This window comes from Streptomyces mobaraensis, from assembly GCF_020099395.1.
Lineage (GTDB): Bacteria > Actinomycetota > Actinomycetes > Streptomycetales > Streptomycetaceae > Streptomyces.
In genome coordinates this window covers 955,271-976,971 of the sequence record NZ_CP083590.1, presented here as the reverse complement: position 1 = coordinate 976,971, position 21,701 = coordinate 955,271, and the positions used below count along the sequence as shown (strand labels likewise).

The following is a 21,701-nucleotide window of genomic DNA, read 5'->3' as shown; positions in this document are numbered from 1 at the left end:
CATGCCCACAGGGCTCACCAAGGACGCCGGCTGGCAGATCGGCGTCTCCCGCACGCTGCCCCACCCCGCGGCTGTTGTCTGGGACTTCGTCGCCGGTTCCGAGGGCATCGCGCTCTGGCTCGGTCCGGGTGCGGTCCTCACCCCGGAACGCGGCACCCCCTACCGGACGACCGCGGGAGTGACGGGCGAGGTGCGCGGGTACCGTCCCGCGGACCGCATCCGCGTCACCCACGGCACCACCACGGTCCAGGTCGCCCTCGCCCCCGCCGCCGACGGAGCCCGGACGACGCTCCGCTTCCACCAGGAGCACCTGGCGAGCGCCGAGGAGCGCGAACGGCGACGGGCGCACTGGCGGCGCGTCATGGACCAGGTCGCCACCGCCCTCGACCGGCGGTGACGCGGGCGTTCGCGAGGGCGGGACGAGCCCTTGGCCGGACCCCGTGTCGCGCCGCTGCCACCCGCCCGTCGGCCCGTGCCGCACTGCCGGTCACGGCGCGGGGAACCCCTCCGGGGCCCGCCACTCGTGTTCCAGGACCGCGTGGACGACGGAGTCGCGCCACCCGCCGTCCACGAAGAACTGCTCCCGTATCCGGCCCTCTTCGACCAGCCCCGCCTTCGACAGCGTCCTGCCCGACGCGGTGTTGGACGGGGAGCGGGTGGCCCAGATCCGGTGCAGCCCCAGGTGCCGGAAGCCGAGCGCGCAGAGCAGGTGAACCGTTTCAGTGCCGAAACCGGCGCCCCACGTGTCGGGATGGAGCATGAAGCCGATGGTGCCGGCCTTCTCGGAGAACGGGTCCAGGTCGAGGTCGGCCCGCCCGATCAGCCGGCCGTCGGCCGAGCGGACCACGCCGAGCATATAGACGGTACGCGGCACCGCACCCGCGTGGACCGCCGCGCGCGCGATCGCGTCCGCGGCCTCGTCCCGGGTCTGCGCCCGGCCCTTCATGTGGTGCGCGACGTCGGCGTGTCCCTGGACGGCGTGGAGCGCGTCGAGGTCGGTACCGCGGATCTCGCGGAGGTGGAGCCGGGAGCCGGTGACGGTGATCGGGTTCATGGGGGCACGTTAGCGGCGGGCGCCCGCGGATTCCGTCTCATTTCCGGTGTGGGGGGCCGGCCCCGGCCGAGGCTGGCCCCCCACACACACCGCGTCAGCCGCGCGTGCCGGCGCCGCCCAAGGAGCTCAGGTCGTGGGCGTAGATGCCGACCGCGTGGGCGATGACGTCGACGTTGGTGTCGAACGCCTTGAGGTCCAAGTTCGACAGATTGTCGCCCTTGGCATGGTAGTTGGGGTCGTACGGGGCGCCGGCCTTGCCGCCGAACTTCGCCGCCTGCTCCTTCGTCTTGATGCCCTCGGCGCCGGTGAAGGTGCCGCCGGCGGGGATGCCGGTGGCGATGAACGGGCCGTAGTCGGAACGGCCGTCGAAGTCGGTGCCCTCGTGGGCCTTGCCCTTGCGGTCGAGGTAGCCGTTGATCAGCTTCTCGATCTCCGCCGAGCCCTTGGGGCCGGGGCCGGAGCCCTTGTGGTCGGAGTCGTCGCCGTCGTAGACGAGCTGGGCCGGGTTGGGCGAGGCGATCATGTCGAAGTTGAGGTAGAGCGCGATCTTCTCGCGCTCGGCCTTGGAGAGCTGCGCCACGTAGTGCTCGGAGCCGAGCAGGCCCAGCTCCTCACCCGACCACCAGGCGAAACGGACCCTGTTGGTGGGCTGCTGGCCGCTGCGGCGGGTGCGGTCGGCGAGCTTGAGGGCGACCTCCAGCAGGCCGGCGGAGCCGGAGCCGTTGTCGTTGATGCCCGGGCCCTCGGGGACGGAGTCGAGGTGGCTGCCGAGGGCGACGACGTGGCGCGGGTCGCCGCCCCGCGTCTCGGCGATCACGTTGGGGGTGCGCTTCTTGGTGTGCTTCTGCTGGATGTTCAGGGCGACCTGGACCTCGCCCTTGGCCACCGCCGCGGCCAGCGCCTCGCCGTCGGCCAGCGAGATCCCGGCGGTGGGCACCTTGCCGTCGGCCGGGCTCCCGAACGACGGCTTCACCACGCCGCCCGCGACGTTGTTGTAGATGATCGTGCCGACCGCGCCCGCCTGCGCGGCGGCCTTCTGCTTCTCGGCGAACGTGCAGCCGCCGCGCTTCACGAGGGCGATCCGGCCGGTGAAGGCCGTCCCGGCGTAGTCGTCGGCCGAGCAGCCGGGGTCCTTGTCCACCCGGGCGAGCGCCAGCGGCGCCCGCAGCCCCGACCGCGGCGTCGAGGGCGAGAACTCCGCCGCCGCGACCTTGAGATCGCGGGCGTCGGGGGAGACGACCGACAGCTTCTCGGTCAGCGTCTTCGCCTGCCAGACGTCGAACCACTGGTACGAGACCCGGTAACCGGCCTGCTTCAGCAGCCGGTGGACGTACGCGGCCGACGCCTCGTGGCCGGGCGTCCCCGCGGCCCGGTTGCCGCCGTTGGCGTCCGCGATCCGCTGCAGCGCCTTGAGATGCCGGTACGCGCCCTTCGCCGAAGCGTCCCGCTCCAGCTGTCTCGCGAGCCGTTCGGCCTTCTGGTGCTGCCGCGCCGGACCGTCGGCGGTCCGGGCGTCGGCCGGGGCGGCGGAGAGGAGCACGGGGGCCGCGACGGCGGTGGATATGAGGGCGGCCAGTGCTTTACGGCCACGCAGGCCACGGGGGCGACGGGGGAGACGCACGGGGTCTGGTCCTTTCTCGGGGACGGGTGCGGGGTACTGGTACGGACCCTAAGGAGCACCGGTCGGCGCGCGGGAGCCCTCGCCGGCTTCCGACACAAGATCGCCACACGCAGGTCACGCGGGGGCGGCGGTCACCGTCGGCGCCGTCCCTCATCGTCGGCATGCCGGGACCTTCGCGCACGCATCCGGCAGGTCCTTTCTCTGAACTGTCGAGATTCAGAATTGCCAGTAGCCTCATGCTGGTGAATCTCAACCTCTTCAACGATGTGCCTGATGGTCTGACTCAACGAGCCCGATCGTTCGTCCGCGAGCACGGCGTCAAGGTCGACGTCCGACCCGTTGAGGAACACAGACAGTGGTGGCTTGAGCGGGACATCCCTGCGACGGTCATCGACCGGATGGCGGCGTTTCAAGAGCGATGGGGTGGTCTGGTCCTGCCGCCCGCATCTACGTACGACGGCGGCCCGAGATACTTCGAAGCGGACTCTCCTGAAGGCTCTGCGTCCGAAGGGTGGTGGTTCGAAGCCGGTGTGCAGCGGACAGCGGTTCCCTACTCCTTCATGATCGGGCCATCTGGTGAGTTCGGTATTCACGCAGGTCAGTGGTCGCCCCTCCATGCCACCGTCGAGGGCTGGGTGGAGTCGCTCGCGCTGGCCCACCACGCGTCCATGTGGGCAGAGAAGATCGTCAAGGTCACTGGCGATGAGGTCGACGGCATCGTGCTGGATGAGTACGAGCCAGTGCACGAAGTGCTGGGCTTGGCCGACACCTGGTGGCGAGGGGCCGACTCACTGGTGGCGATCTATTCAGGGGAGGCGGAAGTCATGACTTTCCCGCGGGGCCGTACTGCGTTGATCTACTCCGGCCTGGATGAGTGGGGCCTGCGAGGAGGCGTCAAGGACGGTGGCAGCTGAGCCCGTGACAAGCCTTTGGCTTCGGCAATGACATGACGCCCCGCGACATAGGTCCGCCCGACCGGCCGCTTCCCAGTGATCGAATTGGCACCTCGGGCGGATGGCGCGCCAATACCGGTGCCGACGCCGTGAGCGGCCCTGAACTACCCTGCTTTCGTGGGGGTTTGGCTGTGATCTGGATCCACCGGGAGAAGTCGCGTGCCTCGATCCGGGTCGCCTCGTTCCACGGCACGTCGACCGCCCAGAGGAAGCGGAACCAGCGGAGCAGATCCATGCCGTAGGAACGCTGGGTGGTCGCGGGCCGTCCGGCTGCCTGCAGATCTGTCAGATATGCGGCCGCCGACCTGACTGGCGTACCGCAGGGATCCACCAGCCGATACGGCTCCCGCGGATCACCCGTCTCCACCAGCGACCCCACTCGCGGCGCCGCCGGCGAACTCAAGTCCCCTGGGGCATCCTCACGCTCGATCACGAGAGGGGACGGTAGCCAGTTCGCTTTCCCCCCGTCTGAAGAACAAGGACGAAACCATCCGTAGTTCAGTCAACACGCCTGGCCGGGAGATGTGCCGCGGACCGATCGCGTCGGTCAAACCGGTGGCGGATTACGGCCAGTACCAGTCGTCTCCGCCGGCGCGCAGCGAACGGCCGAGGTAGTCCCGCAGGTCGCCGGCCACCCACATGCGGCTGTCGTTCTCGTGGTCCCAGACGAAGACATCGGGTCGTTCGGGTTTCCGCACGAAGGCGAACCGGTCACCACCTCCGTTGTCTCCGAAGAACAGGAGGGCGTCGAAGGGCATGTACAGCCGAGCGAGGGAGTCGTCGGACCAGAAGGACAGGTTCTGCTCGACGACCTGCTCCAAGGGCCAGACGGTGTCGACGCGGGAGTGCCCGAGCACCCCGTCGCTCTCGAGGAACAGCTGCCTGAGTTCCGCGGGTATCGCTCGCTGGAGGCGTTTTTCGGCCGCGGCGATCTCGGCTTCGTGAACAGGCTCCCGGAATCCCGCCTCGGGAAAGTCGTCCAGTACCGCTTGTCTCCACATGATCGAGAGCTTAGCCGGGTGCGGGATGACGTCCCGGGACGGGGATGCGGCCCGGAAGGAGCGGGGGGCCCGTTGGTTGGGGCGGCGGCGCGTCGCGCGGCGGTTCGCCTGCCGCCGGGCGAACGTGCCGCCGTCTTACCGGCCGCGCCGCCGCCCTTCCGGGCCGGCCGTCTCAGCTCGTCTGCGCCTGGTCGTACAGCGTCTTCGCGACGTCGCCGAAGTACGGTCCGAACATCGTGTTGGGCAGGAAGGTGTAGCCGAAGCTGTTCACCGACGCCTGCAGCCCGGTGCCGGTGGACTCGTCGAACGAGGTGAACCAGGGGCCGCCGCTCGAACCGCCGGTCATGTTGCAGGAGAGGCCGTGGTCCTTGGTGAGGAGGAAGTCCTTGGTGGTGTTCCCGCTGCAGTGGATGAGCTTCGTGCCGTCGTACGGCGAGGCGGCCGGGAAGCCGAAGGAGTACATGGGCTTGTTGTAGCCGCCGTTGAAGTCCAGGCCCTGGCCGCCGACGACGTCCGTCAGCCGCTTGCCGTCGAGCGGGCCGACGACGGCGGCGCCGATGTCGTTGTTCATGTCCTCGCTCGCCGTCCACTGCGGGGTGGAGAGCGTCTTCGTCGCCGCCCAGGTGCCGTAGGGGGCCTGGCCGTCGTGGTAGCCGGGGACGAACGTCCAGTTGGTGTGCCAGTTGCCCTGGTACTTCACGCAGTGCCCCGCGGTGAGGACCGTGCTGCCGTTGCCGCTGGTGACCGCGTCGCCGGAGCAGGACGCCGTGCGGCCCTGCATGGTGAAGAACACCCGGCCCGACGTCTTGACCACCGCGCCGCCGCCCGTCCAGGGGCCGCCGGCCTGCGGGAAGGAGCGGACGGCGGCCGGGGAGTGGGCGGTTGTGGGGGCGACGGTGGTGTGGCGGGCGCCGGCCGGGACCGGGGCGGGCGGGCTCGCGGGGCGGTCGGTGGTGATGTCGAGCGGGGTGGCCGAGCGCATCCGCTCGGGCGTCCAGAAGGCGGCGGCCCGCTGCCGCGCCTCCGCCGTGGCGGCGGCCGTGTGCTCGGTGGCCGGGTGCCCGGTGACGGGCGGGGGCGCGGCACCGGCGGCGCCGGTCCCGAGGCCGGGTACGGCCAGGGAACAGGCGGCCAGCAGGGCGCCCGTGGCGATGGCGGTCGTGCGGGGGTGTCGTCTCACGCGTACTCCCTCTGCCGTGGCCGGCGCGCGGTGCGCGGGGCGGCCGTGTGGGGGCCGGACCGTGCCAAGTACGGTCCGGGCAGACGAGCGGTGCGACGTGCTGTGCGGAGTGCTGTGCGTGCGAGGTGCTGTGCGGAGGTGCTGCGCCGACGAGCTGTTCCGACGTGTCGGTCGGCACGTGTCGGGCGATACGTGTCAGTCGGTACGTGTCGGACTCGACGTCTCGTTTGCGTTTTCTCGTTGCGTCGTCTCGATCGAGTCGTCTCGCGTTTCGCCGTGCGTCCGGAGAGTTCCGGAGGAGACGTGTGTCGGCAGCGTGCCACGACCCGGCCGAGATTGACAGGGTCGCGTCAAGCCAAGCCCGGCGCCAGCCGCCCTCACCCCAGATCGAACGCGTTCGGCAGCCCCAACCGCAGCCGCACCTCGTCCCGCCGCTTGACCGCCTCCAGCTCCGGCGCCCGGTACAGCGGCGTGATCACGCAGCGCTCCGCCGCCGAACCGTCCTCCTCCAGCAGCGCGTTGACCGCCGCCCGCGCCGACGCGTTGGCGCCCTCCATCGTCGCCAGGTCGATGTCCGTGGCCACGTAGTCGCCCGCGAGGAAGAGGTTCGGGATCGCCGTCCGGGCCTCCGGGCGGTTGCCCCAGGTGCCCACGGGGTGGATGAGGAGCTGCTCGTCGTTCGTGGCCTCCGCGTTCGGCCCGCCGAGGCGGACCGCCGGGTCCAGGAACCAGGAGTGCAGCGCCGAGTCCCTGAGCACCGTCCGCCCGGTGTCGTTCAGGCTCGCCTTCAACTGCGCCCACACCTCGCGCGCGACCTCCTCCCGGGTGCACCGCTTGGCCGGACGTCCGTAGAGGATGCCGGGCTTGTCCCACTCCGAGACGTCGCAGGACAGACAGTCGGCGACCGTGCCGTCCCCGTAGTCCCGGCGGACGTCCCGCCCGGCCCAGAACTGCGCCTGCGCCACGGAGGTGATCGACCAGGGGGAGTCGATGTGGTTGACGTGGCCCTGGATCACCGGCGTCGGCTCGGTGAGGTAGAACTGGATGCCCGTCATCCAGTCCGTCCGCAGCGCGTCGCACCGCGCGAGCCGGGGGTCGGCCGCCCGGACCGCCGCGTTCCAGGTGGTACGGGCGTGCTCGACGGGGAGCGCGGAGACGAAGTGGTCGGCCGTGACGGACCGGTGCTCGCTTCCGGCGTGCGGGATCACCGCGTCCGCGATCACCGCCTCCGCGATCCGTCCCCCGGCGAGCCGCAGGTCCCGTACCTCCCACCCCGTGTGGAACTCCACGCCCAGGGACCTCAAGTGCGTCACCCACGGGTCGATCCACGCCTCGTTGGTCGGGGCGTTGAGCAGCCGGTCGGGCGGGCCGTCCGCGCCCCGGCCGAGCACGTTGAAGACGAACGCCTCGGCGCAGGTCGCCACCGTCTTGGCGCTCGCCACCTCGGCCTTGGTCGCGACGATGTTCCGGGTCAGGCCGATGCAGAGCAGCCGCTGGTAGTCCGGCGACATGCGCGCCGCGCGCGTGAACTCCCACCACGGCGTGCGCTCCCACTCCGTGTGCCGCCGACGCTCGCAGCTCGTGAACCACACCAGCAACCGCCCCGCGAAATAGGCGATCTCGCGGGGCGGGACGCCGGTGAAGGTCTCCAGCAGGGCCGTCAGCGCGCGCCGGAGCTCGTCCGGGGTGAGGACGGGCGGCGGGGTGCCGGGGTGGGCGAACGGGAGCCGGATGTCCTCCTTCCCCGTCCGGGCGATCAGCATCTCCCCGGGCGAGACGAGGTTGTCGTGGCAACCATTGCGGTTGCCGGGGAACGGGATGCGGCGCAGCGTGTCGGGCAGGTTGTGGTAGATCCCGGGGATGAAGCGGAAGCCGTGCTCCCCAGGCAGGGGTCTCCGTCCGCCGCGCGCGCTGCCCGGCACGTCCATGCTGCGCGCCTTGCCGCCGAGCGCGTCCTTGCGCTCGTACACCGTCACGCGGTAGCCGCGTTCGGCGAGTTCGTGCGCGGCGGTGAGGCCGGCGACGCCGCCGCCGAGCACGGCGACCGTCCGGCCGGCGGCCCCTCGGCGTCCGCCGCTTCGCCCGGCGGGGCCGGTCCGGGGTGACGGGGACGACGCGTTCGCCGCCCCCGCCGTCCCGCCGAGCGCGGCGGCCGCGGCGGCGGCCGTGAGCCCTCCCACGAACGTCCTGCGAGCGGCACCCGGGCGCTCCACGCCCGCTTCCACACTCTTCGTACTCCGCGTGCCCTGCTCGACCATGGGAATCGCAACCCCCTACCGTCGGTAACACATCGTGTGGCGCAGGAGCATAAGGGCGCCTCCCCCTCCCCGACCCCGGTCGGACGCCAACCGCCGTCGGCCCGCGGCAGGATGGCCGGAACCCGGCGCCGGGGCGGGGGAACGGGCCGCCCGCCGCCCCGGCGAGGGAGGATGCCGGGGCGGGTGCGGGTGCCGGGGGACCCGTCGGTGGAGGTGAGATCTTCCGCAGCGGCGTGAGCCCGCGCCGCCGTCGCCGGTGGCGCGGCACGCGGTCCGGTCCCGACGGCCGGGATGCCGCCCGCCCGGACACGGCGAGGGGCCGGCGACGGCGAGTCACCGGCCCCCGCGCGGTCGTCCGGGGCTTCCGGAGGCGGGTGTCGTCCGGAGGCGGCCGTCACACGAAGGCGCTGTGCCCGGTGACGGCCTTGCCGACGATGAGGGTGTTCATCTCGCGGGTCCCCTCGAACGAGTACAGGGCCTCGGCGTCGGCGAAGAACTTCGCGATCTCGTACTCGAGGACGATGCCGTTGCCGCCGAAGAGCTCGCGGGCCCAGGCGACGCACTCGCGCATCCGGGATGTGGTGAACGCCTTGGCGAGGGCGGCCTGTTCGGCGGTGCCCCGGCCGGCCTCGGTCAGCTGGGCGAGGCGGACGGTCATGCCGAACATGGCGGTCACGTTGCCGAGCATCTTCACCAGCAGATCCTGGACCAGCTGGAAGGCGCCGATGGGCCGGCCGAACTGCGTACGGTCCACGGCGTAGGCGCGGGCGAGTTCGTAGGCGCGCACCGCGACCGCCAGCGCCTGCCAGGCCACCCCGCCCCGGGTGCGGGCCAGGATGGCGGCGGTGTCGCGGAAGCCGTCGACCCGCTGGAGGCGGTCGGCCTCCGGGACCCGCACCCCGTCGAGGGTGATGTCGGCGTTCTGCACGGTGCGGAGCGCGATCTTCCCCTCGATCTTGGTGGCGGTGAAGCCGGGGGTGTCCTTCGGCACCACGAACCCCTTCACGTTGCCGTCGGCCGTGTCGCGTGCCCAGACCACCACGAGGTCGGCGAACGTGCCGTTGCCGATCCACCGTTTGGCGCCGTCGAGGACCCAGGTGTCGCCCTCGCGCCGGGCCGTGGTGCGCATGCCGCCCGCCACGTCCGAGCCGCCCTCGGGCTCGGTCAGGGCGAAGGCGCCGATCGTCCGCATCGCGGCCATGTCCGGCAGCCAGCGCTCGCGCTGCTCGTCGCTGCCGCCGCCGTGGATGCTGCCCATCGCCAGTCCGGTGTGGACGCCGCAGAACACGCCGAGCGACGGGTCGATCCGGTTGAGCTCCAGGGTGAGGAAGCCGGAGAACAGCGCGCCGCGGTCACGGCCGTCGCCGAACTCCGGGTAGGTGTAACCGGCCGGGTTGATCGCGGCGATCTTCTCGACCGCCTCGAAGGGGAACTCCGCCCGTGCCCAGGCGGCGTCGGCCAGCGGTTTGATCTCCTTTTCCAGATGGTCGCGGATGGCGGCCAGTTCGGCCCGGTCGGCGGCGCCGAGCAGGTCGGCGTAGCCGAAGAAGTCCGGGGTGGGGTCGGCGGGCTTGGGCATGGTGGTGACTCCTTCTCCTTGAGAGGGGGACGGCTCCTTGAGAGCGGGACGGTGGGGTGCGGCCCCGCCGTCCTCGCGGGTGTCGAGCGGTATCGGACGGGCGTTTCGGCACCGACGGGCGGGGATTGCGGCACCTTCGGAGGGGCGCTTCAGCACCCTCGGACGGGCGCTTCAGCACCGTCGGAAAGGGGCGCGTCAGCCCTGTTCGGCCCGGCGCAGCGCCTCGTTCAGCGCGAGCTGCTTGCGGTCGCGCAGCGCGGCGCGCCGCCGGTACGCCTCGGGACCGCTCCCGTACGCGGCCTCCGTCTGGCCGACGAGCGTGGCGACGGCGTCGTCGTCCAGCTCCGGGTGGCCGAGCCGCCGCCAGCCCTCGGCCAGGCCCGGGCCCAGGTGCCGCATCATGTGCCGGATGCCGCCGGGGCCGCCCCCGAGGTGGAAGCTCTCGAACGGGCCGACGGCGGCGTACCGGCCGCCCAGCGAGGTCTTCATGACGGTGTCGAGCTCGGCGGCGTCGAGGACCCCGCTCAGGACGAGGTGGAACGCCTCCTGGAGCACGGCGCTCTGCAGCCGGTTGGCCGCGAACCCGGGAAGTTCCGCGCGCAGCCGCACCGGTGTCCTGCCCAGCGACCGGTAGAGGGCGACGGCCTCCGCCACGGTCTCCTCAGCGGTGCGCTCGCCTGGCACGATCTCCACGAGCGGGACGACGTGCGGCGGGTTGAAGGGGTGGGCGACGAGCAGCCGCGCCGCGACGGCGTCCGGCAGCCGCTCGGCGATATCGGTGGCGACGATGCCGGAGCTGGAGGTGGCCAGCAGCGCGTCGGCCGGGGCGTGGGGGGCGACGTCGGCGAACAGCCGCCGCTTGAACTCCAGGTCCTCCGGCCCGTTCTCCTGCACCAGCCGCGCGCCGGCCACGGCCTCGGCCGGCTCGTGCGTGGTACGGATGCGGCCGCGCAGGCCGGCCGCGTCGCCGCCGGGGAGCCCGGCGGCGAGCATCGGCAGCGCCTCGTCCACGGCCGCGTCCAGGTCCTCGCGCGGGTCGGTGACGGTCACCTCCCAGCCGTACGCGGCGAACAGCGCCGCCCAGGCGAGGCCGATGGTGCCGGCGCCGACGACGGCGGCGGTGCCCGGCGGGCGGGTGTCATGAGGGGGTGTCATGAGGGGGCCTCCTCGGTGAGGTAGTCGTGGACGGGGACGGCCGGGGCCAGGGTGAGATCCGTGACGACGTGACTGGCCGAGACGATCCCGAGCACGGGCAGATCCGCCAGCGGCGCCAGGACGTGCGCGAACAGCTGGAGCCGCGCGGGCCCGGTGTAGGCCTCCTTGACCGTCAGGTCGGTGATCCGGGTCCGGACGAGCTCGCAGACGCGCGGGGTCCCGTCGTAGCCCGGGACGACCTTGAGCATGTACGTGGGCACGGCGATCAGCTCGCGGGCGGCCTCCGGGTCGAGCGGGCGGTGCTTGTAGCCCATCGTGGCGGTGGCCACCCGTACGCTGCCGTAGTCCAGCGTGCCGACCAGCGCGGCCTGTTCGGCGTACAGCGCGGGCCTGCCCATCGCCTTGGGATAGGCGCCCACCTCGCGGCCCGCGGCCGTGGCCGCGAAACTGTCCAGGTACATGGCGTGCAGGTACTCGCCGCGCTCGGCCCCGAAACGCACCGCGATCGCCTGCCCCGCCTCGACGTACGGGCCGTAGGACGTGACGTCGCCCATCTTCATCACCTCGAACCGCACCAGCGGTTCGTCGGGGTCGACGCGCAGCGGCTCGGGCACCACCGCCCGCAGCGCGTCCGGGTCGGTGCGGTAGACGACGCTCAGGTACGCGCGGTCGGTGAAGCGGACGGCGGCGGGGGCGTACGCGGGCGCCGTGACGGGCGTGTCGAGGGTGCGCAGGACCTCCTCGCGGTTCACCGTCCGCTCCACTCCGGCGCGCGCTTCTCGGCGAAGGCGCGCACCCCTTCGGCGAAGTCGGCCGAGCGCAGCAGCGCGCCGGTCTCGGCGGCCTGCGCGGCGAACGCCTCCCGCTCCGGGACGCCGTCCGCCCGCCGGACGGTCCGCTTCACCGCGGCCAGGGCCAGCGGCGCGTTGGCGGCGATCTCCTCGGCGAGTTCCAGGGCGGCGGACAGCGCCCGGCCGTCCGGGGTGACGCGGTTGACGACGCCGAGTTCACGGGCGCGGGCGGCGGTCACCGTACGACCGGTCAGGAGGAGCTCCATCGCCAGGTGGTGGGGGACGCGCTTGGGAAGCCGGACGGCCCCGCCGCCCCCGGGGATCAGTCCGCGCCTGACCTCGGGGAGCGCGAAGGAGGCCCCTTCGGCGGCGACCACCAGGTCGCAGGCGAGGGCGAGTTCGAAGCCGCCGCCCAGCGCGTGGCCCTCGACGGCCGCGATCAGCGGCTTGGACGTGGCCGCCTCGACGAGCCCGGCGAAGCCCTTGCCGGGCACGGTCACCTCCTCCCCGCGGGCGGCGGCCTTGAGGTCCATGCCCGCGCAGAAGGTGCCGCCCGCACCGGTGAGGACGCCCGCCCGCAGCCCGGGTTCGGACTCCAGGCGGTCCACGGCGGCGGCGATGCCCCGCGCGACCCCGGCGTCCACGGCGTTGCGGGCCCGCGGCCGGTCGATGGTGACGACGAGGGCGCCGCCGACGGTGCGGGTACGGACGGACTCCGGTGCCCCGGTACGCGTGCTGTCGCTCGTGCTGTCGCTCACCGTCCCGCCTTCCCGTGGGCGAGCTCGTCGAGCACCTCGTCGGTGTGCTGGCCGGGCAGCGGGGCGTGCCGGCGCACCGAGGCCGGGGTGGCCGAGAACACCAGCGGTATGCCGATCACCCGGTAGGCGCCCTCGGTGGGATGCTCGGCGACGTCGAGCAGGTGGCCGTCCCGCACGTACGGGTCGTCGGCGGCCTCGTCGAGGCGCAGCACGGGGCCGAACGGGATGTTGTGCCGGGCGCAGACCTCCGCCCACTGCGCGGTGGTCAGCCGGGGCGTCACCGACTCCAGCAGCTCGGCCAGGTCCTCGCCGTCCCGCGTGGAGTCGATGAACTCCCCGTTGACGCGCGGGTCCTCGGCGAGTTCGGGGAGGCCCGCGGCGACGAACAGGTCACGGAAGTTCTCCGGGCTGTACGGCATGACCATCGCCAGGCCGTCCTTGGTCGGACGCGCCCGGTGCCCCTTGTTCATGGACAGCGGGAATCCGGTCGGGCCCGCCGGCGGCTCGAAGGTCCGGCCCTGCAGGTGCTCGACCAGGTTGAACGCCAGCAGCGCGTCCACCATGGGCACTTCGACGCGCTGCCCGCGGCCGGTCGCGCGCTGGTGCACGAGGGCGGCGAGCGCCGCGTACACGATCGTCAGCGCCGCCACCTTGTCGCCGAAGATGCTCGGCAGCACCACCGGCGCCCCCACATCACCCGCGCGCTGCGCGAGGTCGACGAGCCCGGAGGCGGCCTGCACCGTCTCGTCGTACGCGGCCAGCCCGGCCCGGTCGGAGCCGGAACGGAACCCCTGCGCGTGGACGTGAACGAGGCGGGGGTTGACCGCGGCGAGGCTGTCGTGGTCCATGCCCAGGCGGCGTAGGGCGCGCACCCGCATGTTGGTGATCAGGATGTCGGCGGTGCCGATCAGGTCCAGTGCCCTGGCGCGTTCACCCTCGTCCTTGAGGTCGAGCCGCACGCTGCGCTTGTTGCGGTTCACGTTGAGGTTCAACGGGGTCATGCCGGGCGTGCGGTGCAGGGTGCCGATCCGCACGGTGTCGTGCGGCGACTCGATCTTGACGACATCGGCGCCGAGGTCGCCGAGGATCTGGGCCGCGTAAGGGCCCATGACCACCGTGGACAGGTCGATGACGCGCACCCCGGCGAGCGGGCCGCCCGGTGCGTCGGTTTTTCCAGCGGATTCCATCACCACTCCAGCGCGAAAGACGGGTCAGGGAAAGGGATTCGAGAGCTTCGTGGTTTTCCCCGGTGACAGGAAAAACGCTAGATCCGCAGGGCGGGAGAACCCAAGCGATCAGTGACACCGATGCGCGAAAAACGGCGTGACCGGGATGGTCACGCCGTTTTGGGCGGAGGTGAGGGCGCGGAAGGGGGAGCCAGGCGGGTGCGGCCGGTCAGCGGAGTTCGCGGGGAGGGCGGGGAGACCGGGGAGCGGCGGCCGGAGGGGTGGGAGCGCCGGAAGCGCCCGCGGAGCCCGCGGAGCCGGTGGAGTCGGCGGAATTGGCGGAGTCGGCGGGATCGGCACAGCCGCTTGCGGAAGCGCCCCGGGATACGTCGAAGGGGCCGGCGAACTCCTCACCCGCCGCGCTGATCAGGGTATGCAGGTCACCGTCCGGCCGGGCACGGTCGCGGCGCCAGACCAGACCGGTCGCCAGGGCGGGCGAGAAATCGCGGAACGGCAGGACGACGCTCGTATCCTTTCCCTCCCCGCGGCTGCCCACGCTGAGCAGGGTGATACCGAAGACCGAACCGTTCGCCACGATCTCCCGCACACTCGCGTAATCCCCGATATCGAGATTGATCTCCCGGTGGATTCCCGCGGCTTTCAGCCGCACCTTGATCTGGTCGAAATAGGTCGGGAGAGTGCCGGGCGCGGACGTCACATAGGTGTGATCGGTGAGTTCGCTCAACGACACCGAGCTCCGCCCGCCGAACTCGGCGCCGGGCAGCAGCGCGCCCAACGGCTCGTGCAACAGCTCCAGCACCTCGACGCCCTCGGCGTGCACGGGCAGGTGCACCAGCGCCATGGCCAGGTCGCCACGCTGTACGGCGGCCACGAGGTTCCCGCTGTTGCCGGGCCAGCGCTTGACGTCGTACGCGTCGGCGCAGCGCGCCTCCAGCCGCGCCAGGCGCTCCCGCAGCAGCGGGTGCAGCGCCGGCACCACACCCACGTACGCCGCCCGCCGCTCCGGCCCCAGGGCCTGGCGCAGCCGCCAGGGAAGATCGTCGAACCGGCCCAGGACGTCCTTCGCCGCCGGCAGCAGTGCCGCACCGGCGGGGGTCAGCGCGACGTGATGCGAATCCCGGTCGAAGAGCTGTCGGCCGAGCTCGCGTTCCAAATCCCGTATTCGCTGGCTCAACGGCGAGGTGGCCATGTGCAGTTGCCGCGCGGCGCGGGAGAAGCTGAGGTTCTCGGCGACCGCCACGAAGTAGCGCAGGTGAAAGATCTCCACTGCCGGACCTTATCGAGGGCGGGCTGGGGGCCGCGGTCGGCGGGGGTGTGGGTGCGCGTGGGCAGGCTCGCGGCAGCGCCGTCGGCCCTCGACGGCAGGTGCTTCCGGCGCCGACGGCGGCCACCGGCCCGGCACCGCGCGATCCCGGCTATCACCAGGTGGCCCCTCGGGACGGGCTGCACCGGCTCCCCGGGCGGCCCTCGCCGCCGCCCGTGTCCTCGCCATGACGTCCTCGCCCGCCGCGACGTGCCCGCCCGCCGCGACGTGCCCGCCCACCGTGACGTATCCGCCCACCGTGACGTCCCCGCCCGCCCCCCCGGTCCACGGCAGGATGGCCGGAACCCACCGTCGGGGTGATTGAAAGCCCCCTCCGGCCGCCGGGACCATAGAGGGGGACCGGTGAGGACGGGCGGCGGAGGCTCAGGGTGCCCGGGGAGCCGGGCGGGAGGCAAGGTCTGTGGGACTGCGTATCCATTTCGGCAGCGACGACGTCGCCCGCACGCGGCTGGCGCAGACGCCCGACCCGATGTGGGAGGTGCTGCTGAGCCTGCACATGCTCCAGACCACCGACGGGCCGTTGGTGTTCGACCGGTGGCGCCGTGAGGTCCGGGGCCGGCTCGACCCCGGCGCCCGCCGCCTGTTGGCGCTGGCCCCGCCGCGCGGCTACTCGCCGGACTTCCTCACCCCGGCGGCCGGTGCCGGCGGCCTCGACCTCGGCGTCAACGCCCTGATGTCCACCCCGCGCGGCCGGCTGCGCGACGACCTCACCCAGTTCGCCGTCTCCCAGGGGCACACCGCGCCCTGGATGCGCGGGCTCGCCGACGGCGACCTCGACGCGCTCAAGGGCCTCGGCGAGGCCGTCCGCTCCTACTACCGGGTGGCCCTCGCGCCCCACTGGTCACGGGTGCGCGCGGAGGTCACCGCCGACATCGCCGCCCGCGGCCGGATGACGCGGACCGTCGCCGACCTGCCGTCCGGCGCCTTCGACCACCTGCTGCGCACCCTGCACCCCACCCTGGAGTGGTCCCCGCCGGTACTGATCATGCACGGCCCGCACGTCGAGGGCGACCTGCACCTCGACGGCCGCGGGCTGCTCCTGCTCCCGTCCTTCTTCTGCTGGCGCAAACCGACCATGCTGCGCAGCCGCGACCTGCCGCCCGTCGTCGTCTACCCGATCGAGCACAACCCGTCCCAACTCCTCACCGGGCGCGAGGCGTCCGGGCACGGCCAGGCGCTCGTCGCCCTGCTCGGCCGGACCCGGGCGACGCTGCTGGAGGCCGTCGCCGAGGGCGGCACCACCACCGAACTGGCCCGCACCGCCGACATCGCCGCCGCCACCGCCAGCCACCACGTCTCCGTCCTCCGCGAGGCGGGCCTGCTGATCACCCGCCGGGTGGGCGGCGCCGCCCACCACACCCTGACCCCGCTCGGCGCCCAGCTCCTCAACGGCCGCTGCGTGGCGTGACATTGATGTAGGTGACGTTGGTGTGGCCATGCCGACCGCCTGACCAGGCGCATTAGACCCCCTTCGAATGTGGTGGCCGGTCCGTCCGCCCTGCCGGAGACTGGTCACCAGGGGGATGCGGGGGAGAGACGGGGGGCCCGACGTGACAGGACGTGAGCCGTTCGGCACCGGAGGGGCGTGCGCACGATGAGCGGGACACGCACCACCGGTCCGCGGGTGCCGACGGGGGTGAGCGCGGGAGTCGTCGTATACGACCGCGACTCGGGCACCTGCGCCGAACGGCTCGACCCGGACGCGCGGTTCCGGTCGGCGTCAGTGGTGAAACTGCTGATCGCGCTCGACCACCTGTGGGACCGCGGCCCGGCCTACGCCCTGCCGCCGGACGACCGCTCCCGGCTGGACGCGATGCTCGCGCGCAGCGACGACGACGCGGCCGGCCATTTCTGGGAGCGGAACGGGGGAACCGGCGTGATCACACGCATGGTCTCCCGTCTCGGACTCACGCACACCGCCGGACCACCGGCCGGCTACCCCGGCCACTGGGGATATTCGGCCATCACGGCGGCCGACACCGTCCGCGTCTACCGCTACCTGCTGGACGCGGCGCCGCCGCCCGTCCGCACGGCCGTGCTGGGGCCGTTGCGGCGGGCGACCCGGCTCGGTGCCGACGGATTCGACCAGTCCTTCGGCATCCCGACCGCCTTCCCCCGCCCCTGGGCCGTGAAGCAGGGCTGGTCCGGCTACCCGCCGGCCGATCCCGGACGAGGCGAGGTCGAGGGGGTGGACCTCGGCCGTCCCGCCCTGCACACGACGGGGCTGGTGGGCCCGGACGACCGCTGGATCGTCGCCGTCCTGACCCTGCACCCGGTGGGGACGTCCTACGCGGCGGCGGGGGAGACGGTGACGGGGATCGTACGGACGCTGGGGGTGCGCTGACCGGCCCCCTCCGCCTGACGGCGCCGCGCAAGCCACCCCGGTCGGCCCCCGCGCGACGGCGGCCGTCCGGGGGCCAGTCCCCTCGGTCAGCCCTGACCGTCGCGGTCCTCAAGCGCCTCAGGGTTTACGACGAATCCCCTGACCGGGCGGTCGCCGTCGCGCTCGTGGGCGCGGAGCCGGGCGCTCCTCATCACTTCGACGAGCTCCGCGTACCGGGGACCGGTCCACTCCATGACTCCGTGCTCCTTCCGTTGCGGGACGGGAACGCTACGCCCTTCGGTCGGTCCCTTTTACGGGACTTGACCACAGCCCTGGAGCCACCGGTGGCTCCACCGCCGGGCCGGGCTTGCGGCGGGTCGCCAGAACTCGGCGTTGCCGCGCCCCCAGCGGCTGAGGTGACGGATGGTACGGGCCATGACGGTGGCGGCGGCGCGGTCCGCACGCGTGCCGTCCTCGGGCGAGGGCGCCACGACGGGAGGCAACTCGCGGGGGCGCAGGGCACCGTAATCGGTGAACCGCCGCGTCCCGCACGTGCGGCAGCGCTCCTCGCCGCCCGCCGCCTCCCATCCGCCGAGGTGACGGCAGTGTCCGACGAGTCGCCCGACGGCGTGCCGCACCACGTCCCTGTCCCCCTTCACTGCGCGGCCTGGATCCGCGTAATCCCGTACGCCGGAGGTGTCGACGGGATTCTGCAGTCTGGATTCAAGATCTATTCGTTCGGAGACAAAGACATCCCTGACGTGGCGTTCAGTGATTCCGTTCTCGGCAATACCACCGTCGATGACCCGAGGGATCTTCGCCGGTTGCGCAGGCTCTTCGGAAGCCTGTCCAGCGTAGCCCTGCCTCCCGACGAAACGCGTGACCTGATCGTTCGCAGCAAGGACAAGGAAATCTGATGGAGAAGGCCGACCTTTACGCGACAGACATATCAACGCTCCGCTGGCAGAAGAGCAGCCTCACCATGAACAATAATGACTGCTTCGAGCTGGCCGGGCTGCCCGGTGGCGGCGTGGCCGTCCGCGACTCGAAGAACCCCGATCGCCCACCTCTATTCTTCGATGCCCGAGAGTGGGCAGCTTTCAAAGGCGGCATACTCATAGGTGACTTCGACAACCTTTAGCACTCCAGCCGTAGATCGCTGGTGCGCCGTCCGAACCGACCGTGCCTACGGGTGAGTGTCCGTGATCGCGATCACCTCGTCGAGGCGGTCCAAGGCGGCCTGCAGGTCGTCGACCTTGGCCTGAATGCGGTCGCGCTCGGCGCGCAGCATGGCTCGTTGCTCGGCGTCGGTGTGCCCGGAGTCCCAGCATGGAAGGAGTTCTGTGATCCTTCGGCTGGTCAGGCCGGCGGCGAACATCTGCTGGAAGAAGCGCACCAGGGTGACGGCATCCTGCCGGTAGAGGCGCTGGCCGGATGGGCTGCGCTCCGCGATGAGCAGTCCCTGCTGCTCGTAGTAGCGCACGGCGCGTACCGAGACGCCGGCGCCCCGCGCCACCTCGCCGATGCGGACCAGCCGCTCGGCCGCGGGCTCCGTGACGGTCATGGTGATTCCTCTCACCGCGTTCGTGACGACCAGCACTTGCCCCTGACGTCAACGTCAGGTTTTAGCGTACCGGACATGGATATCGACAACTCAGTTGCCCTTGTCACCGGAGCCAACCGTGGCCTGGGCCGCGCCTTCGCCCAGCGCCTGCTCGAACGGGGCGCCCGCAAGGTCTACGCGACGGCCCGCCGACCGGAGACCGTGGACCTGCCCGGCGTCGAGGTGCTGCCCCTCGACATCGCCGATCCCGCATCCGTGAGGGCCGCCGCCGAGGCCGCCCCGGACGTCTCGCTGCTCGTCAACAACGCGGGGATCCAGACGGGGACCGACCTGGTGAGCGGCTCGCTGGATGCGGTGCGGCACGAGTTGGAGACCAACGTGTTCGGCCACCTGGGAATGATCCGGGAGTTCGCGCCGGCGCTCGCCAGGAACGGCGGGGGCGCGATCGTAAACGTCCTCTCCGCCATGTCGTGGTTCGGGGGCAAGGGCGCCAATGCCTACCACCTGACCAAGGCCGCCGCCTGGGCCATGACCAACGGCGTCCGCCTTGAGCTCGCCGAGCAGGGCACGCTCGTGACAGCGGTGCACCTCGGCCTGGCCGACACCGACATGGCCGCGGGCTGGCCCGCGGACAAGATCGCGCCGTCGGACCTGGCCGACGCGGCGCTCGACGGTGTCGAGGCGGGCTCCGCCGAGGTCCTCGCCGACCAGTGGAGTCGGGACGTCAAGTCCCGACTGGCACTGGCGCCGGAGGAGTTCAACGCCGCGATGGACCGCGCCCTGACGGCGCTGACGGCAGGCTGAGGGGCCCTAGATCAGCCGGGACCGCTCGCCCGGCTTGTGGCAGGCCATCCCCGCCATCGGCTGAGGAGTGCGCGCGCAACTCTCGTCGGGTCGTGTTCGTGTTGACCGCGGTCGGCACTTGCTCCGGTCGTCTCGGGTCGGGGACGGGGCGGTCACTCGTCGTCGAGGCGTTGGAGAACCCGCGTGAACGCACCAGTGTCGAGCAGGCCGGCGAGTACCTGGGTGATGTCGTCGACGCCGGGGTCCCTGACTATCAGCCCGTCGGAGCACCAGAAGTAGCGGCCGCCGAGCGCCTCGCCCGTCCGGGACCACCTCGCCATCAGGCGCTCGACCTCGGCGAGCGTGAACACGGTCGCGCTCCAGCGGGAACCGTCCGATGTCAGCCGCACTTCTACGTCGACGTTGGAGACGGCGTCCAGGTCCTCGTCGGCGTCGGGAAGAAACGACGCCTCGAACCGTTCGGTGCGGACGCGGTACCAGGGTCCGTCCCAACCCTGCTCGATGGGCTCGGCCCCTGTGCTGCTCATCCGGGGAGTATGCCGGTCCCTCTCGGTGTGCTTCAACCGGGAATCCCGGCGGGCTTCGGCCTTGGGACCGTCAGCCATCGGCTCGACGCCGAGGTGCCGGGCGTTGGCGTGGTACCGCGTCCGCTCCGGAGCCGCGCTCGGTGGTGGGCAGGATCCTCCGGCTCCGGATGCCGGGCGCGGCGCCGCTTCCGCCGGGAGAGGCGTGGGGGAGCGTCAGGCGGGCCGGCGCCGTCGGTGGTACGCGTAGGTCAGGGCCAGCACGATCGGACCCCACAGCATGACCGGGGTGATGCACACGTTGGCGAGCAGCTTCCACCAGCCGTTGGTGAAGGCGACGTCGTGAAAGCCGAACAGCCCGAACCAGGCGAGCGGCATCGTGTCCCACAGTGCGACCAGGGCGAGGCCGCCCAGGATCGCCGGAACGATCGCGGCGAGGGGCGGCACCCGGCGGCCGGCGAGGAGCGGGACCCAACGGGGGAAGGTCTCGCCCCAACTGCCGACCAGACCCATGACGGTGAGCAGGGCCAGTGCCCCCGTGAGCACGCTCAGGCCCACCGCGTACCTCGCGCCCCACCAGGGGAACGAGCCCTCCGGCTGGATGGTGCCCATCCGGAAGCCGACGGCGAACGGCAGGGCTGTGGCCAGGCGCGGGGCCCAGCGGGGGCCGGGCGCTCGGTGTCGCCCAGGGGGAGTCTGATCGGCATGACTTCCACCGTCGTCGAACACCGGTGGCCGGGCGTCGCCTTCGTGGGCGGTCACGTTCTCCCGTGAGAGCTACCTTTCATCGTTTCATCGTTCCGATGGTTGATCGTCGACGGGCGGGGGGCGGCCAGTTTGTCGAGCAGGCCGGCGAGGCCCGCGGGCGCCTCCAGGTGGGCCATGTGGCCCTGGCCGGGGAGTATGTGCACCTCGGCGTGGGGGACGCGCTTGCGTACGTCGTCGAAGGAGGTTCCGTAGGGGGCCCTTCCGTGGTTGCGCTCGCCGACGATCAGGTCGATGCGTGCCGTCCCCCGTCCCCATGCGTCCGGCGGTACGACCGCGTTCAGCGCGGCCAGTTCGGCATACGCCGGCACGCTCAGTCGGCACAGGGTCGCCCATGTCTCGTGGTCCGCCCGCAGGGATTCGACGTGCGCCGCGTCGAGGCCGGCGATCCGGCGGTTCACTATGTCGACGGTGGTGTCCCAGTCCTCCGCCTCCGCGGCGGACCTCAGGTCCGGCAGGACATCGCCGCCGAACGGCCGGACCACCGGCTCGTAGGCGATCACCTGCCGCGGCGGGCGTTCCTCGGTGGCCAGCAGGGCGATCAGGCCGCCGTAGCTCCAGCCGAACAGCGCCTGGGCCGGTGGGAGTTCGTCGAGGACCGCTGCGAGGTCGTCGATCTCCGCCCGCAGTGAGTACGCGTCGGTCAGCGGGCCCGAAGGGGCGCGGCCCCGGCGGTTGACGACCGATACCGACGGCCACGCGTCGATCGACCTCGCGACGTCGCGCCACGCGCGCGCGTCGCTCATCGCGCCCGGGACGACGACCAGGCCCGGGGCGTCCGCCCGCCCGTACACATCGATCGTCACCCAACTGTCCCCGCCGCCGACCGGCAACCTCTTCTGGATCGTTTGCTCCATAAA

Annotated in this window: 24 protein-coding genes; 7 read left to right on the top strand and 17 right to left on the bottom strand. The window is 72.1% G+C overall.

The window, feature by feature from the left end:
- The first annotated feature begins 1 nt into the window (after position 1).
- Positions 2–397: an SRPBCC family protein gene (locus tag K7I03_RS03990; protein WP_185942051.1), complete on the top strand. Its 396-nt coding sequence runs from the start codon at positions 2–4 to the stop codon at positions 395–397.
- 90 nt (positions 398–487) lie between these two features.
- On the opposite strand, the gene K7I03_RS03985 is transcribed toward K7I03_RS03990, so the two are convergent.
- Both K7I03_RS03985 and K7I03_RS03980 read right to left on the bottom strand, forming a co-directional pair.
- Positions 488–1,054 (bottom strand): GNAT family N-acetyltransferase, encoded by a 567-nt coding sequence (locus K7I03_RS03985; protein ID WP_185942050.1) that lies wholly within the window; start codon positions 1,052–1,054, stop codon positions 488–490.
- A 94-nt stretch (positions 1,055–1,148) separates the two neighbouring features.
- Positions 1,149–2,675, bottom strand: coding sequence for a M28 family metallopeptidase (locus tag K7I03_RS03980; protein WP_185942049.1), 1,527 nt, complete (start codon positions 2,673–2,675; stop codon positions 1,149–1,151).
- A gap of 242 nt (positions 2,676–2,917) precedes the next feature.
- On the opposite strand from K7I03_RS03980, the gene K7I03_RS03975 reads away from it, so the two are divergent.
- On the top strand, positions 2,918–3,589 hold the full coding sequence (locus tag K7I03_RS03975) for a hypothetical protein (RefSeq protein WP_185942048.1): 672 nt from the start codon (positions 2,918–2,920) through the stop codon (positions 3,587–3,589).
- Between the two features lie 602 nt (positions 3,590–4,191).
- Here the strand turns inward: K7I03_RS03975 and K7I03_RS03970 are convergent.
- The 9 genes from K7I03_RS03970 to K7I03_RS03930 all read right to left on the bottom strand — a co-directional run bounded on the left by K7I03_RS03970 (position 4,192) and on the right by K7I03_RS03930 (position 14,804).
- Positions 4,192–4,629: an SMI1/KNR4 family protein gene (locus K7I03_RS03970; RefSeq protein ID WP_185942047.1), complete on the bottom strand. Its 438-nt coding sequence runs from the start codon at positions 4,627–4,629 to the stop codon at positions 4,192–4,194.
- 172 nt (positions 4,630–4,801) lie between these two features.
- On the bottom strand, positions 4,802–5,809 hold the full coding sequence (locus K7I03_RS03965) for a trypsin-like serine peptidase (protein WP_185942046.1): 1,008 nt from the start codon (positions 5,807–5,809) through the stop codon (positions 4,802–4,804).
- A 377-nt stretch (positions 5,810–6,186) separates the two neighbouring features.
- Complete coding sequence (locus K7I03_RS03960) at positions 6,187–8,067, bottom strand: hydroxysqualene dehydroxylase (RefSeq protein ID WP_221902789.1); 1,881 nt, start codon at positions 8,065–8,067, stop codon at positions 6,187–6,189.
- Between the two features lie 394 nt (positions 8,068–8,461).
- A complete protein-coding gene (locus tag K7I03_RS03955) occupies positions 8,462–9,646 on the bottom strand; it encodes an acyl-CoA dehydrogenase family protein (protein ID WP_185942044.1) in 1,185 nt (394 codons plus the stop codon).
- A gap of 195 nt (positions 9,647–9,841) precedes the next feature.
- On the bottom strand, positions 9,842–10,801 hold the full coding sequence (locus K7I03_RS03950; RefSeq protein ID WP_185942043.1) for a 3-hydroxyacyl-CoA dehydrogenase NAD-binding domain-containing protein: 960 nt from the start codon (positions 10,799–10,801) through the stop codon (positions 9,842–9,844).
- A complete protein-coding gene (locus K7I03_RS03945; RefSeq protein ID WP_185942042.1) occupies positions 10,798–11,553 on the bottom strand; it encodes an acetoacetate decarboxylase in 756 nt (251 codons plus the stop codon). The genes K7I03_RS03950 and K7I03_RS03945 overlap by 4 nt, the downstream gene beginning before the upstream one ends.
- Complete coding sequence (locus K7I03_RS03940) at positions 11,550–12,350, bottom strand: crotonase/enoyl-CoA hydratase family protein (protein WP_185942041.1); 801 nt, start codon at positions 12,348–12,350, stop codon at positions 11,550–11,552. The genes K7I03_RS03945 and K7I03_RS03940 overlap by 4 nt, the downstream gene beginning before the upstream one ends.
- A complete protein-coding gene (locus tag K7I03_RS03935; RefSeq protein ID WP_185942040.1) occupies positions 12,347–13,537 on the bottom strand; it encodes a CaiB/BaiF CoA transferase family protein in 1,191 nt (396 codons plus the stop codon). The genes K7I03_RS03940 and K7I03_RS03935 overlap by 4 nt, the downstream gene beginning before the upstream one ends.
- A gap of 208 nt (positions 13,538–13,745) precedes the next feature.
- Positions 13,746–14,804: a LysR family transcriptional regulator gene (locus K7I03_RS03930; protein ID WP_224346858.1), complete on the bottom strand. Its 1,059-nt coding sequence runs from the start codon at positions 14,802–14,804 to the stop codon at positions 13,746–13,748.
- A 457-nt stretch (positions 14,805–15,261) separates the two neighbouring features.
- Here K7I03_RS03930 and K7I03_RS03925 point away from each other — a divergent pair, with 457 nt between their 5' ends.
- Together K7I03_RS03925 and K7I03_RS03920 are read left to right on the top strand one after the other, a co-directional pair.
- Positions 15,262–16,269, top strand: coding sequence for an ArsR/SmtB family transcription factor (locus K7I03_RS03925; protein WP_185942039.1), 1,008 nt, complete (start codon positions 15,262–15,264; stop codon positions 16,267–16,269).
- 186 nt (positions 16,270–16,455) lie between these two features.
- The gene (locus K7I03_RS03920; protein WP_185942038.1) at positions 16,456–17,205 is read left to right on the top strand and encodes a serine hydrolase; all 750 of its coding nucleotides are present in this window, start codon (positions 16,456–16,458) and stop codon (positions 17,203–17,205) included.
- Between the two features lie 86 nt (positions 17,206–17,291).
- Here K7I03_RS03920 and K7I03_RS03915 read toward each other — a convergent pair whose 3' ends face one another.
- Together K7I03_RS03915 and K7I03_RS34190 are read right to left on the bottom strand one after the other, a co-directional pair.
- Positions 17,292–17,438: a hypothetical protein gene (locus K7I03_RS03915; protein WP_185942037.1), complete on the bottom strand. Its 147-nt coding sequence runs from the start codon at positions 17,436–17,438 to the stop codon at positions 17,292–17,294.
- Positions 17,439–17,495: 57 nt separating this feature from the next.
- Positions 17,496–17,822, bottom strand: a complete 327-nt coding sequence (locus K7I03_RS34190) for a DUF6255 family natural product biosynthesis protein (RefSeq protein WP_224347381.1) — start codon at positions 17,820–17,822, stop codon at positions 17,496–17,498.
- On the opposite strand from K7I03_RS34190, the gene K7I03_RS03905 reads away from it, so the two are divergent.
- Together K7I03_RS03905 and K7I03_RS03900 are read left to right on the top strand one after the other, a co-directional pair.
- A complete protein-coding gene (locus tag K7I03_RS03905) occupies positions 17,790–18,101 on the top strand; it encodes a Scr1 family TA system antitoxin-like transcriptional regulator (RefSeq protein ID WP_185942036.1) in 312 nt (103 codons plus the stop codon). The two genes, K7I03_RS34190 and K7I03_RS03905, sit on opposite strands and share 33 nt — an antisense overlap.
- Positions 18,101–18,325 carry a DUF397 domain-containing protein gene (locus K7I03_RS03900; protein ID WP_185942035.1) on the top strand — a complete coding sequence of 75 codons (225 nt, stop codon included), beginning with the start codon at positions 18,101–18,103 and terminating at the stop codon, positions 18,323–18,325. Before K7I03_RS03905 ends, K7I03_RS03900 begins: the two co-directional genes overlap by 1 nt.
- Positions 18,326–18,370: 45 nt before the next feature.
- On the opposite strand, the gene K7I03_RS03895 is transcribed toward K7I03_RS03900, so the two are convergent.
- Complete coding sequence (locus tag K7I03_RS03895) at positions 18,371–18,748, bottom strand: MerR family transcriptional regulator (RefSeq protein WP_185942034.1); 378 nt, start codon at positions 18,746–18,748, stop codon at positions 18,371–18,373.
- 75 nt (positions 18,749–18,823) lie between these two features.
- Here K7I03_RS03895 and K7I03_RS03890 point away from each other — a divergent pair, with 75 nt between their 5' ends.
- Positions 18,824–19,552, top strand: coding sequence for an SDR family oxidoreductase (locus K7I03_RS03890; RefSeq protein ID WP_185942033.1), 729 nt, complete (start codon positions 18,824–18,826; stop codon positions 19,550–19,552).
- A 152-nt stretch (positions 19,553–19,704) separates the two neighbouring features.
- Here the strand turns inward: K7I03_RS03890 and K7I03_RS03885 are convergent, their stop codons facing one another.
- The 3 genes from K7I03_RS03885 to K7I03_RS03875 form a co-directional block, all read right to left on the bottom strand.
- A complete protein-coding gene (locus tag K7I03_RS03885; RefSeq protein ID WP_185942032.1) occupies positions 19,705–20,079 on the bottom strand; it encodes a hypothetical protein in 375 nt (124 codons plus the stop codon).
- A gap of 213 nt (positions 20,080–20,292) precedes the next feature.
- Complete coding sequence (locus K7I03_RS03880; RefSeq protein ID WP_221902787.1) at positions 20,293–20,838, bottom strand: hypothetical protein; 546 nt, start codon at positions 20,836–20,838, stop codon at positions 20,293–20,295.
- Entirely contained in the window at positions 20,835–21,698 is an 864-nt protein-coding gene (locus tag K7I03_RS03875; RefSeq protein ID WP_185942031.1) for an alpha/beta fold hydrolase, read from the bottom strand. The genes K7I03_RS03880 and K7I03_RS03875 overlap by 4 nt, the downstream gene beginning before the upstream one ends.
- Between the last annotated feature and the right edge of the window lie 3 nt (positions 21,699–21,701).